The organism is Burkholderia sp. HI2761 (assembly GCF_002223355.1).
Taxonomy (GTDB): Bacteria; Pseudomonadota; Gammaproteobacteria; order Burkholderiales; family Burkholderiaceae; genus Burkholderia.
Genome location: NZ_NKFN01000004.1, coordinates 1,704,694 through 1,716,463, shown reverse-complemented (window position 1 = coordinate 1,716,463; position 11,770 = coordinate 1,704,694). Strand labels below are relative to the sequence as shown.

Annotated in this window: 9 protein-coding genes and 7 tRNA genes; 15 read left to right on the top strand and 1 reads right to left on the bottom strand. The window is 65.8% G+C overall.

What is annotated here, in order from left to right:
• Window positions 1-131: 131 nt before the first annotated feature.
• The 6 genes from CFB46_RS14860 (at window position 132) to CFB46_RS14835 (ending at window position 7,166) form a co-directional block, all read left to right on the top strand.
• Window positions 132-488 (top strand): hypothetical protein, encoded by a 357-nt coding sequence (locus CFB46_RS14860; RefSeq protein ID WP_027784809.1) that lies wholly within the window; start codon window positions 132-134, stop codon window positions 486-488.
• Between the two features lie 139 nt (window positions 489-627).
• Window positions 628-2,502 carry an extracellular solute-binding protein gene (locus tag CFB46_RS14855; RefSeq protein ID WP_027784808.1) on the top strand — a complete coding sequence of 625 codons (1,875 nt, stop codon included), beginning with the start codon at window positions 628-630 and terminating at the stop codon, window positions 2,500-2,502.
• A 52-nt stretch (window positions 2,503-2,554) separates the two neighbouring features.
• Window positions 2,555-3,598 (top strand): microcin C ABC transporter permease YejB, encoded by a 1,044-nt coding sequence (locus tag CFB46_RS14850; protein ID WP_006481944.1) that lies wholly within the window; start codon window positions 2,555-2,557, stop codon window positions 3,596-3,598.
• 48 nt (window positions 3,599-3,646) lie between these two features.
• Window positions 3,647-4,744: an ABC transporter permease gene (locus CFB46_RS14845; RefSeq protein ID WP_027784807.1), complete on the top strand. Its 1,098-nt coding sequence runs from the start codon at window positions 3,647-3,649 to the stop codon at window positions 4,742-4,744.
• The gene (locus CFB46_RS14840; protein WP_027784806.1) at window positions 4,741-6,363 is read left to right on the top strand and encodes an ABC transporter ATP-binding protein; all 1,623 of its coding nucleotides are present in this window, start codon (window positions 4,741-4,743) and stop codon (window positions 6,361-6,363) included. Before CFB46_RS14845 ends, CFB46_RS14840 begins: the two co-directional genes overlap by 4 nt.
• Window positions 6,364-6,491: 128 nt before the next feature.
• The gene (locus CFB46_RS14835) at window positions 6,492-7,166 is read left to right on the top strand and encodes a C40 family peptidase (RefSeq protein WP_027784805.1); all 675 of its coding nucleotides are present in this window, start codon (window positions 6,492-6,494) and stop codon (window positions 7,164-7,166) included.
• A gap of 149 nt (window positions 7,167-7,315) precedes the next feature.
• On the opposite strand, the gene CFB46_RS14830 is transcribed toward CFB46_RS14835, so the two are convergent.
• Window positions 7,316-8,233: a patatin-like phospholipase family protein gene (locus CFB46_RS14830; protein ID WP_027784804.1), complete on the bottom strand. Its 918-nt coding sequence runs from the start codon at window positions 8,231-8,233 to the stop codon at window positions 7,316-7,318.
• A gap of 279 nt (window positions 8,234-8,512) precedes the next feature.
• Between CFB46_RS14830 and gltX the strand changes: the two genes are divergently transcribed.
• The 9 genes from gltX to CFB46_RS14785 all read left to right on the top strand — a co-directional run bounded on the left by gltX (window position 8,513) and on the right by CFB46_RS14785 (window position 11,767).
• Entirely contained in the window at window positions 8,513-9,922 is a 1,410-nt protein-coding gene (gltX, locus tag CFB46_RS14825; protein ID WP_027784803.1) for a glutamate--tRNA ligase, read from the top strand.
• A gap of 129 nt (window positions 9,923-10,051) precedes the next feature.
• Window positions 10,052-10,127, top strand: a tRNA-Ala gene (locus tag CFB46_RS14820).
• Between the two features lie 137 nt (window positions 10,128-10,264).
• Window positions 10,265-10,340 (top strand) — tRNA-Glu (locus tag CFB46_RS14815).
• A 78-nt stretch (window positions 10,341-10,418) separates the two neighbouring features.
• Window positions 10,419-10,495: transfer RNA gene (locus tag CFB46_RS14810), tRNA-Asp, on the top strand.
• A gap of 63 nt (window positions 10,496-10,558) precedes the next feature.
• Window positions 10,559-10,634 (top strand) — tRNA-Glu (locus CFB46_RS14805).
• Window positions 10,635-10,714: 80 nt separating this feature from the next.
• Window positions 10,715-10,791: transfer RNA gene (locus CFB46_RS14800), tRNA-Asp, on the top strand.
• 64 nt (window positions 10,792-10,855) lie between these two features.
• Window positions 10,856-10,931, top strand: a tRNA-Glu gene (locus CFB46_RS14795).
• 73 nt (window positions 10,932-11,004) lie between these two features.
• Window positions 11,005-11,081: transfer RNA gene (locus CFB46_RS14790), tRNA-Asp, on the top strand.
• 221 nt (window positions 11,082-11,302) lie between these two features.
• The gene (locus CFB46_RS14785; protein ID WP_027784802.1) at window positions 11,303-11,767 is read left to right on the top strand and encodes a GNAT family N-acetyltransferase; all 465 of its coding nucleotides are present in this window, start codon (window positions 11,303-11,305) and stop codon (window positions 11,765-11,767) included.
• The last annotated feature ends 3 nt before the right edge of the window (window positions 11,768-11,770 follow it).

The window sequence follows — 11,770 nt, the reverse complement described above, 5'->3', positions numbered from 1 at the left end:
GATTGTTACAAGACGTTAGCGCGGGCTTCCCGTTGCGATGCCGCGCATCAGTTCTTACAAACTTGAAATATGCGGAGACGGCGCTTGCCGCTATAGTCGAATCACACATGACACAACCAGAAGAGGAATCCATGAAGACTTTGCGTGTTGCCTCGCTCCTGACCGGTATGACAGCCTTGCTCGTGTCGGGCGCAGCAATGGCGGGAGTCAATGTCGGGATCAACGTCGGCGTGCCGGCACCGGTCTACGTCGCGCCCGCGCCCGTGTATGCGCCGCCGCCTCCGCCGGTCGTCTATCAGCCGGCGCCTGTCTATGCACCGGCGCCCGTGTACGCGCCGGCGCCGGCAATCGTGATCGGCTGGCACGGCGACCGCTACTGGGACGGCCGCCGCTACTGGGGCCGCGACGAATGGTATCGCCGCCATGGGCGCGGCTGGGGCGACGATCGCGGCCACTGGGATCACGGCCGCCACAACGGCTGGCGCTGATCGACCGGTCGCGCATGCGTGCCGCGTGCGCGACAGCTGCTCGTGAGGAAACCGCCCGCGTGGCGGTTTTCTTTTGGCTCGACACGTTGAATGGGTAGAATCGCCCACGTTACTCCCCTCATTCGACCGAAGAGCCTCTATGACGAAGGGTTCGCCCCGGGCCGCCGCCGCGCGCGCCTGCCTCGGCGCGCTGCGGGCCGCCGGCCGTGTGGCCGCGGTGCTGATGCTGCACGCGGCGCTGGCCGCGCCGTGCGCGCACGCGGCCTACGCCATTGCGCAGTACGGCGAGCCGAAGTATCCGCCGGGCTTCAAGCATTTCGACTACGTGAACCCCGACGCGCCGAAGGGCGGCACGCTCGTGCTCGCGAACCCGAACCGGATGACGTCGTTCGACAAATTCAATCCGTTCACGTTGCGCGGCAACTCCGCACCCGGCATCGACATGCTGTTCGAGAGCCTCGCGACCGGCAGCTCCGACGAACCGGCGTCCGCCTACGGGCTGCTGGCCGACGACATCGACGTCGCACCGGACCGCCGCTCGGTCACGTTCCACCTGAATCCGCGCGCACGCTTCTCGAACGGCGATCGCGTCACGGCCGACGACGTCAAGTTTTCGTTCGACACGCTGAAGAGCAAGCAGGCCGCACCGCAGTTCGGCGCGTATTTCGCGGAGATCGCGAAGGCCGTGGTCGTCGATCCGGCCACCGTGCGGTTCGAGTTCCGCAGCGCGAATCGCGAGTTGCCGCTGATCGCCGGCGGCGTGCCCGTGTTCTCGCGCAAGTGGGGAGTGCGCGCGGACGGCTCGCGCATCCCGTTCGACCAGCTCGCGTTCGAGCAGCCGATCGGCAGCGGCCCGTACCTGATCGAGCGCTACGACAACGGCCGCACGATCACCTACCGGCACAATCCCGCGTACTGGGGCGCCGATCTGCCGGTACGGATCGGCACCAACAACTTCGAGCGGATCGTCTACAAGCTGTACGGCGACGGCGTCGCGCGGCTCGAGGCGTTCAAGGCCGGCGAATATGACGTGCTCGTCGAGTACATCGCGCGCAACTGGACGCGGCGCGACGTCGGCAAGCGCTTCGACAGCGGCGAGCTCGTCAAGCGCGAATTCCGCCAACATAACGGCGCCGGCATGCAGGGCTTCTTCATGAACCTGCGCCGGCCGCTGTTCCGCGACGTGCGCGTGCGCCAGGCGCTCGATCTCGCGTTCGACTTCGAATGGCTGAACCGCCAGCTGTTCTACAGCGCATACACGCGCCTCGATAGTTATTTCGCCGACACCGACCTGCAGGCGACCGGTACGCCGGGCGAGGGCGAGCTGAAGCTGCTGGAGCCGCTGCGCGCGCAGCTCGATCCGGCCGTGTTCGGCCCGATGGTCACGCAGCCGGACACGAATCCGCCAGGCTCGCTGCGCGCGAACCTGCTGAAGGCGCGCGCGCTGCTCGAGCAGGCCGGCTGGACCTATCGCGACGGCGCGCTGCGCAATGCGAAGGGCGAGCCGTTCGCGTTCGAGATCCTCGACGATGCGGGCGGCGCGATGGAAGGCGTCGTGACCGCCTACCGGCGCAACCTCGCGAAGCTCGGCATCGACGTGCGCTTTCGCACGGCGGATTACGCGCTGCTGCAAAAGCGCCTCGATGCGTTCGACTACGACATGACGACGATCCGCCTGCCGGGCGTGCAGGTGCCGGGCACCGAGCAATACTCGCGTTACGCGAGCAAGTTCGCCGACGAGCCGGGCTCCGACAACTTCATCGGGCTGAAATCGCCGGCCGTCGACGCGTTGCTGCATGCGCTCGGCACCGCGCAGACGCGCGAGGAATTGCTCGACGCGACGCACGCGCTCGACCGTGTGCTGATGCACGGCTACTACGCGGTCCCGCAGTGGTACAGCACGACGCACCGCATCGCGTACAAGCGCACGCTGGCCTATCCGCAGACGCTGCCGCTGTACTATTCGGCCGAGGGCTGGGTCGTGTCGACCTGGTGGGCGCAGCCCGATCACTGACCCGCGCCGGCCCTTCGTCCAACCCAGCCACCCGATCACGAGTCGACGCCCTATGTGGAGCTACATCCTCAAACGCCTGCTGCTGATGATCCCGACGCTCGTCGGCGTGCTGACGCTCACGTTCGCGGTGATCCAGTTCGTGCCGGGCGGCCCGGTCGAGCAGGCCGTGCAGGAATTGCGCAAGGGCGCGACGGAGCAGGGCGCGACGCCGTTCGGGATGCGCGCGCACACCGGCGTCGACGCGCAGCAGCTCGCGCAGCTCAAGGCGCTGTACGGTTTCGACAAGCCGCCGCTCGAACGCTACTGGCTGATGCTGAAACGCTTCGCGCGCTTCGATCTCGGCGACAGCTATTTTCGCCACCAGAGCGTGTGGTCGCTGGTCGTGCAGAAGCTGCCCGTGTCGATCAGCATCGGGCTGTGGACGTTCTTCCTCACGTATCTGATCTCGGTGCCGCTCGGCATCGCGAAGGCGGTGCGCAACGGTTCGCCGTTCGACGTCGCGACGAGCCTCGTCGTGCTCGTCGGCTATGCGATTCCGGGCTTCGTGCTCGGCGTGCTGCTGCTCGTGCTGTTCGGCGGCGGCTCGTTCTGGCAGCTCTTTCCGCTGCGCGGCCTCACGTCGGACAACTTCGCGCAACTGTCGCTCGTCGGCAAGGTGCTCGACTACCTGTGGCACATCGCGCTGCCGATCACCGCGTCGGTCGTCGGCAGCTTCGCGGTCGTCACGATGCTCACGAAGAACGCGTTCCTCGACCAGATCCGCCGGCAATACGTGCTGACCGCGCGCGCGAAGGGGCTCTCCGAGCGCAGCGTGCTGTGGAAGCACGTGTTCCGCAATGCGATGCTGCCGCTGATCGTCGGCTTCCCCGCCGCGTTCATCGGCGCGTTCTTCACGGGCAGCCTGCTGATCGAGACGCTGTTTTCGCTCGACGGCCTCGGGCTGCTGTCGTACGAATCGGTCGTGCGGCGCGACTACCCGGTCGTGCTCGGCACGCTGTACCTGTTCACGCTGATCGGGCTCGCGACCAAGCTGATCTCCGATCTTTGCTATGTGTGGGTCGATCCGCGCATTCAATTCGACAACCTGGAGCGCTGACATGAAACGAGCCATTCGCATGCCCGGCGCCAGCGGGCGAGGCGCGCGATGAACCGGGCCGTCGTCTCTTCCCGCATCGACGCCGCACGGGCGCGCGTGTCGCCGTCGCCCGCCCGCCGCGTGTGGCAGCGCTTCAGGCAGCAGCGCCTCGGCTACTGGAGCTTCGTGATCTTCGTCGTGGCCTTTGCCGCGAGCCTCGCGGCGCCGCTGTGGTCGAACGACAAGCCGCTCGTCGTGCGCTACGACGGCCAGACCTATTTCCCGATGTTCCAGGCGTACCCGGAGACGACCTTCGGCGGCGATTTCCCGACGCCGGCCGACTATCTCGATCCGTATGTGCGCAAGCGGCTCGAGGCGCCCGGCAACTTCGTCGTCTATCCGCCGAACCGCTATTACTACGACACGCTGAACTACTTCTCGAACGTGCCGAACCCGGCGCCGCCGTCGCGCGAGAACTGGCTCGGCACCGACGCGCAGGGCCGCGACCTGCTCGCGCGGCTCGTGTACGGGTTCCGCGTGTCGGTCGAATTCGGGCTGATCCTGACCGTGATCGGCACGCTGCTCGGGATCGCCGCGGGCGCCGTGCAAGGCTTCTTCGGCGGGCGTATCGACATCGTCGGGCAGCGGCTGATCGAGATCTGGAGCTCGCTGCCCGAGCTGTACCTGCTGATCATCTTCGCGTCGATCTTCGAGCCGAGCTTCCTGCTGCTGATCGTGCTGCTGTCGCTGTTCGGCTGGATCGGCCTCGCCGACTACGTGCGCGCGGAATTCCTGCGCAACCGCACGCAGGACTACGTGCGCGCGGCCCGTGCGATGGGGCTCACGAACGGGCAGATCATCTGGCGCCACGTGCTGCCGAACAGTCTCACGCCGGTGATCACGTTCCTGCCGTTCCGGATGAGCGGCTCGATCCTCGCGCTGACGAGCCTCGACTTCCTCGGGCTCGGCGTGCCGCCGCCGACGCCGAGCCTCGGCGAACTGCTCGCGCAGGGCAAGGGCAACCTCGACGCATGGTGGATCTCGCTGTCGACGTTCGGCGTGCTGGTCGCGACGCTGCTGCTGCTGACCTTCATGGGCGATGCGCTGCGCAACGCGCTCGACACGCGCATCGCCGATTCGGTGCGCGCCGCGGGAGGCCAGCGATGAGCGACGCGGTCGTATCGAAGGCGGACGAACCGCTGCTGTCGCTCGAGCATCTGCATGTGCGCTTCGGCGACACGGTGGCCGTCGACGACGTGACGCTCGCGATCGGGCGCGGCGAGCGGGTCGCGCTCGTCGGCGAGTCGGGGTCCGGCAAGAGCGTGACCGCGTTGTCGATCCTGCGGTTGCTGCGCGACGCCGAAGTCGGCGGCGCGATCCGCTTCGCGGGGCAGGATCTGGCAAGCAAGAGCGAGCGCGAGATGCGCGGGCTGCGCGGCTCGGACATCGCGATGATCTTCCAGGAGCCGATGACGGCGCTCAACCCGCTGTATACGATCGGCGTGCAGATCGGCGAGACGATCGTGCTGCACGACGGCGTATCGGCCGTGGAGGCGCGCAAGCGCACGATCGCGTTGCTCGCGCGCACCGGCATCGCGGAGCCCGAGAAGCGCGTCGACAGCTACCCGCACCAGTTGTCGGGCGGTCAGCGGCAGCGCGCGATGATCGCGATGGCGCTCGCGTGCCGGCCGCGCCTGCTGCTGGCCGACGAGCCGACCACCGCGCTCGACGTGACGATCCGCGCGCAGATCGTCGACCTGCTGCTGGAGTTGCAGCGCGACGAAGCGGAAAAACGCGGGATGTCGATCCTGCTGATCACGCACGATTTGAATCTCGTGCGGCACTTCGCGCAGCGCGTCGCGGTGATGGAGCACGGCCGGCTCGTCGAGAGCGGGCCCGTCGAGCGGATCTTCGCGGCGCCCGAGCATCCGTATACGCAGCGGCTGCTGAACAGCCGGCCGCAACGCGCGGTCACGCCGGTGATGCCGATCGCGCCCGTCGTGCTCGACGCGCGCCACGTGAGCGTGCAGTTCGCGCGCAAGCGGCCGGGCTTCGCGGGCTGGTTCGGCACGGTGCCGGTGACGGCCGTCGCGGACGTATCGGTGTCGGTGCGGCAGGGCGAAACGCTCGGCATCGTCGGCGAGTCGGGATCGGGGAAGTCGACGCTCGCGATGGCGCTGCTCGGGCTGCAGAAGACGGTCGGCGGCGAGATCGAATTCCAGGGGCGCGCGCTGTCGACCTATCGCGGCCGCGAACAGACCGCGCTGCGCTCGAACATGCAGGTGGTCTTTCAGGATCCGTTCAGTTCGCTTTCGCCGCGTCACACGATCGAGCGGATCGTCGGCGAGGGGCTCGAGCTGCATCGCCCCGACATGACGCCCGACGCGCGCCGCGCGAAGTCGCTCGCGGTGCTGCGCGAAGTCGGCCTCGACCGCACGGTGCTGCACCGGTATCCGCACGAATTCTCGGGCGGCCAGCGCCAGCGGATCGCGATCGCGCGCGCGCTGGTGCTGGAGCCGCGCATCCTGATCCTCGACGAGCCGACTTCCGCGCTCGACGTGTCGATCCAGCAGCAGGTGCTGAAGCTGCTCGCGAATTTGCAACAGAAATACAACCTCGGCTACGTCTTCATCAGCCACGACCTGGAGGTGATCGGTGCGATGGCGCACCGCATCGCGGTGATGCAGGACGGCGCCGTCGTGGAGTCGGGGGAGGTGTCCGACGTGTTCACCAGACCGTCACATCCTTACACACAAAAGCTGTTGAAAGCGGTCTGGAAAGCGTGATAGACGTCCAATGGTCGGACCATCTCGATTGTATTTATTAATTTGTTTTGACAAACGATTACGCGCTGGCTAGTATCGACCGAAATTTTCCGCCAATCAGCTGATTTTTAAGCAAATTCCATCGACCAATGCAGCATCGATCCCTGACCCAGGCATGCGCGCGCACCATCGCCGGGCTATTCATCGGCGCCCTGTTCGCAGCAGCTCCCGGCGCGTTCGCCGACGAAGTCAGCAGTTTTAACCAGAATGTCACCAATTCGACTCAGATCGGGTCGGGTGCCTCCCTCCAGCAGACCAGCGCGCAGCCGTCGAGCGGCGGCGCGAAGTCGTTCCTTGCCGGCATGGCGGGCAAGGCAGGCGACGTGGTGGTCGGCGCGCTGAACATGATCGGCGTGCGGTATCGCTGGGGCGGCAACTCGCCGGATTCGGGCCTCGACTGCAGCGGCTTCGTGCGCTACGTGTTCCAGGACACGCTCGGCATGTCGCTGCCGCGTCGCGCGGAAGAAATGAGCCGCGTCGGCGAGAAGGTGAGCATGAGCAACCTGAAGCCGGGCGATCTCGTGTTCTTCAACACGATGCGCCGCACGTTCTCGCACGTCGGCATCTACATCGGCGACAACAAGTTCGTGCATTCGCCGTCGACGGGCAGCACCGTGCGCGTCGACGATCTCGACAGCGGCTACTGGGAAAAGCGTTTCACGGGCGCGCGCCGGATCGAATCGGAATTCCCGATGAAGGCAGAAGACCTGCGTCAGCGCGTGCGTGCGACGATCGGCGACGATTCGGTGAACGGCAACAATTGACGTTTGCCGGTCGGTCGGGCCGGACGATAAAAAACCCTGTCACCGAAAGGCGGCAGGGTTTTTTGTTTTTGGACTGGCGCGGACGACGAGGCGGAAGGCGTTGCGCCGGCCACCGGGAGGCGCCGTGTGCCGCAGCCGCCCGTCGCGGCTTACGCGGCGGTAGCCACGCCGCGTGCCGCCGCGAGCTTGCGCTGCAGTTCCGGCATGATGCGAGCGACCGCTTCCTCGCCCGCGAGGATCGCCGCGTTGCGCTGGTTGAAGTCGCTGCCGCCCATCGCCGCGAGGTTCGGGCGAATCACGACGTCCGCATACTTGTCGAGTTCGTAGGTCTTGATCGTCTGGCCCATGATCGTGAAGGTCTGCAGCAGCATCTCGATCGGGTTGTTGGTCGCCGCGCCGTCCGGCCGCGCCGAGATGTCGACCGCGATCACGAAGCTCGCTCCCATCTTGCGCGCGAACGATGCCGGCACCGGGCTCACCAGGCCGCCGTCCACATATTCGCGATTGCCGATCTTCACCGGCTCGAACACCGATGGCACGCTGCACGATGCGCGTACCGCCAGCCCGGTATTGCCTTGCTGGAACAGGATCGGCTGGCCGCTTTGCAGGTCCGTCGCGACGATGCCGAGCGGCTTCGCCATCTTCTCGATCGGCCGGTTGTTGAGCGTCTTGTTCAGGAAGTTCTGCAGCGCGACGCCTTGCAGCAGGCCGCGCGAGCGAAACGGCAGCGCCCAGTCGCTGATCGACGCCTGGTCCATGTCGAGCGCGATCTTGTTGATCTGCAGCCCGTTCATGCCGGACGCGTAGAGCGCGCCGACCACCGAGCCCGCGCTCGTCCCGGCGACGATTTCGATCGGAATGCCGCGCGCCTCGAGCGCCTTCAGCACGCCGATGTGCGAGAACCCGCGCGCGGCGCCGCCGCCGAGTGCGATGCCGATCTTGACGGGCTTCTCCTGCGGCAGGGCCGTGCCGGGACGGGACTTGTCGCCGAAGGAGGTGCAGGCGGCGAGGCTGGCGGACGCGCACGCAATCGTGAAGTGGCGGCGCGACAGGCGAGGGGACGACATCGAATGGTTCTCCGGCGGCTTGGCGGCGGGTTACACGGCCCGCGGCGGCGATAGGTTCCGAGCGGCCGCGCGGCGGGTTCCGTGCGGCCGGCGCCGCGCCGGCTGGCGGCCGCGGCGCGCACATCATAAAGCAAGCGGTGCGCTTGGCGCGATGTCCGGCGCGAGTATAATTCCGGCTTCTTTCCCGTTCCGGGCGTCGCCGGCTCCGTTGCTGTCGGGGCTGCCGTCGTCGTCCCGCGTCGAATCATTCATGCGCCCCAGGCGTTCGAGTTACCGTTTATGACCCGTCCTGTCCGTACCCGCTTCGCGCCGAGTCCCACCGGCTTCATCCACCTCGGCAACATCCGCTCCGCACTCTATCCGTGGGCGTTCGCCCGCAAGATGAAAGGCACGTTCGTGCTGCGCATCGAGGATACCGACGTCGAGCGCTCGTCGCAGGAAGCGGTCGATGCGATCCTCGAAGGGATGCAATGGCTCGGGCTGGATTTCGACGAAGGTCCGATCTACCAGATGCAGCGGATGGACCGCTATCGCGAAGTGCTCGCGCAGATGCTCGAGAAGGGCCTCGCGTACCCGTGCTACATGTCGGCCGAGGAACTCGACGCGCTGCGCGAACGCCAGCGCGAAGCCGGCCTGAAGCCGCGCTACGACGGCACGTGGCGTCCGGAGCCCGGCAAGGTGCTGCCGGAGCCGCCGGCCGGCGTGAAGCCGGTGCTGCGCTTTCGCAATCCGCTGACGGGCACGGTCGTGTGGGACGACGCGGTGAAGGGGCGTGTCGAGATCTCGAACGAGGAACTCGACGACCTCGTGATCGCGCGCCCGGACGGCACGCCGATCTACAACTTCTGCGTGGTGGTGGACGACATGGACATGGGCATCACGCACGTGATCCGTGGCGACGACCACGTGAACAACACGCCGCGCCAGATCAACATCCTGAATGCGCTCGGCGGCGAGCCGCCCGTCTACGCACACTTGCCGACCGTGCTGAACGAGCAGGGCGAGAAGATGAGCAAGCGGCACGGCGCGATGAGCGTGATGGCGTACCGCGACGCGGGCTTCCTGCCGGAGGCCGTCGTCAACTATCTCGCGCGGCTCGGCTGGTCGCACGGCGACGCCGAGATCTTCTCGCGCGAGCAGTTCGTCGAATGGTTCGATCTCGAGCATCTCGGCAAGTCGCCCGCGCAGTACGACCACAGCAAGCTGAGCTGGCTGAACGCGCATTACATCAAGGAAGCCGACAACGCGCGCCTCGCCGAACTCGCGAAGCCGTTCCTCGACGCGCTCGGCATCGACGACGCGGCGATCGCGACGGGCCCCGCGCTCGACGCGGTGGTCGGCCTGATGAAGGATCGTGCGACGACGGTCAAGGAGATCGCGGAAGGCGCGACGATGTTCTACCGCGTGCCGGCGCCCGAGGCCGATGCGCTCGCGCAGCACGTGACCGATGCGGTGCGGCCGGCGCTGGCCGATCTCGTCGCTGCGCTGAAGGCGGCCGACTGGACGAAGGAAGCGGTGTCCGCCGCGTTGAAGGCGACGCTCGCCACGCACAAGCTGAAGATGCCGCAGCTCGCGATGCCGGTGCGTCTGCTGGTGGCGGGCACGACGCACACGCCGTCGATCGACGCGGTGCTCGTGCTGTTCGGTCGCGACGTCGTGGTGTCGCGCATCGAGGCCGCGCTGGCTTGACGTTCGCGCGCGTGCGAAGCGGTCCGCACAGGAGTGAGCGGGCTGCTTCGCAAAAAATTTCATGCGGATCGTAAAAAGGGTATTTACAAGTTCAGAATCGGTCCATATAATCTCATTTCTGTTCTGCAAGGGGGTATAGCTCAGCTGGGAGAGCGCTTGCATGGCATGCAAGAGGTCAGCGGTTCGATCCCGCTTACCTCCACCAACAGAACAAACTGGATTGATTTGCGAAGCAGCGGTAGTAATAAATGCTTCACAAAATGATTCAAAGCAGTTAGAATTCCGGCCTTCGCTGTTGAGTAGAAGTAAATAGCGAAAGTCAGACGAATCTGAAAAGATTTTGTCCCCTTCGTCTAGAGGCCTAGGACATCACCCTTTCACGGTGAGTACAGGGGTTCGAATCCCCTAGGGGACGCCAAATTCAGCGGCGTTTCGTAGAAGTGTCGCAAGGCTTGCAGGAACGTAACCGACGTCCTGCGGGTTGGGTAAGAAAGCTGGAGCGGTAGTTCAGTCGGTTAGAATACCGGCCTGTCACGCCGGGGGTCGCGGGTTCGAGTCCCGTCCGCTCCGCCAGAACGAAGCCCGTTCAAGACGTTTTTGAGCGGGCTTTTGTATTAAAGATGTAAGCAGTACGTTGTCCCCTTCGTCTAGAGGCCTAGGACATCACCCTTTCACGGTGAGTACAGGGGTTCGAATCCCCTAGGGGACGCCAGATTCAGCGGCGTTTCGTAGAAGTGTCGCAACGCATGCAGGAACGTGACGAGATCCTGCGGGCGGTGGTGCAGAAAAGCTGGAGCGGTAGTTCAGTTGGTTAGAATACCGGCCTGTCACGCCGGGGGTCGCGGGTTCGAGCCCCGTCCGCTCCGCCAGAACGAAGCCCGTTCAAAAGCGTTTTTGAACGGGCTTTCTCGTTAAGGATGTAAGCAGTACGTTGTCCCCTTCGTCTAGAGGCCTAGGACATCACCCTTTCACGGTGAGTACAGGGGTTCGAATCCCCTAGGGGACGCCAGATTTCGGCGTCGTTCGAACAAACGACGCGCCGGCAGGAAGTAACCGACGCCTGCCAGGCAAGCAGCAAGACTGGAGCGGTAGTTCAGTCGGTTAGAATACCGGCCTGTCACGCCGGGGGTCGCGGGTTCGAGTCCCGTCCGCTCCGCCAGAAAATGAAAAAGCCCGCCTTGTGCGGGCTTTTTCATTGGTGTCGCTCGTTGCGCCCGCTTGCGGGCACGTGACTGCGCGGCTTCCGGCGGGACTCGAAGGGCTGCGCTTGCCACCCGGGCCGGGTGCTGCATCAGACGCCGCACCCCCTACGAGAAATTCGCGATTGCATCCGCACGCGACTGCGCTATCGTGGCGGGATGCGTTTCCGACTCCTGCGCGATGCTCGATCCGACCGACCTGCGACTCCTGTATCAGCTCCGGCCAGCGGAGCCCGGCGATTTTCCGTATGCCGAAGCGTTGACGCACGGCAACATGGGCGGCTACTACAAGCGCCATGGGCTCGTGTGGCGCAGCGACCTGTTCTATGCGAGCTGGCGCGAATCCGAGAACTTCATCCTCGAGGCCGACGGCGAGCGCATCGGCGTGCTGCGCGTGACCGAGGAGGGCGATTCGCTGCATATCCGCGACGTGCAGATCGCGGCCGGCCATCGCGGGCAGGGCGCCGGCACCTATATGCTCGAGATGGCGCATCGCTGGGCGCGTGCGCGCGGGCTGCACGAACTGCAGTTGCGCGTGTTCGTCGACAATCCTGCCGCGCATCTGTACCTGCGCATGGGCTACCGGGTCACCGGGCCGCGGCTCGCGCAACTGGGCTCGATCCGCCACATGGTGCGGCCGGTCTGACGG

What these genes read in the sequence shown, in the direction of transcription:
- CFB46_RS14850 (WP_006481944.1), top strand. Translation starts at nt 2,555, where the DNA reads ATGTGGAGCTACATCCTCAAACGCCTGCTGCTGATGATCCCGACGCTC.
- CFB46_RS14855 (WP_027784808.1), top strand. Translation starts at nt 628, where the DNA reads ATGACGAAGGGTTCGCCCCGGGCCGCCGCCGCGCGCGCCTGCCTCGGC.
- CFB46_RS14860 (WP_027784809.1), top strand. Translation starts at nt 132, where the DNA reads ATGAAGACTTTGCGTGTTGCCTCGCTCCTGACCGGTATGACAGCCTTG.
- CFB46_RS14835 (WP_027784805.1), top strand. Translation starts at nt 6,492, where the DNA reads ATGCAGCATCGATCCCTGACCCAGGCATGCGCGCGCACCATCGCCGGG.
- CFB46_RS14845 (WP_027784807.1), top strand. Translation starts at nt 3,647, where the DNA reads ATGAACCGGGCCGTCGTCTCTTCCCGCATCGACGCCGCACGGGCGCGC.
- CFB46_RS14830 (WP_027784804.1), bottom strand. Translation starts at nt 8,233, where the DNA reads ATGTCGTCCCCTCGCCTGTCGCGCCGCCACTTCACGATTGCGTGCGCG.
- gltX (WP_027784803.1), top strand. Translation starts at nt 8,513, where the DNA reads ATGACCCGTCCTGTCCGTACCCGCTTCGCGCCGAGTCCCACCGGCTTC.
- CFB46_RS14840 (WP_027784806.1), top strand. Translation starts at nt 4,741, where the DNA reads ATGAGCGACGCGGTCGTATCGAAGGCGGACGAACCGCTGCTGTCGCTC.
- CFB46_RS14785 (WP_027784802.1), top strand. Translation starts at nt 11,303, where the DNA reads ATGCTCGATCCGACCGACCTGCGACTCCTGTATCAGCTCCGGCCAGCG.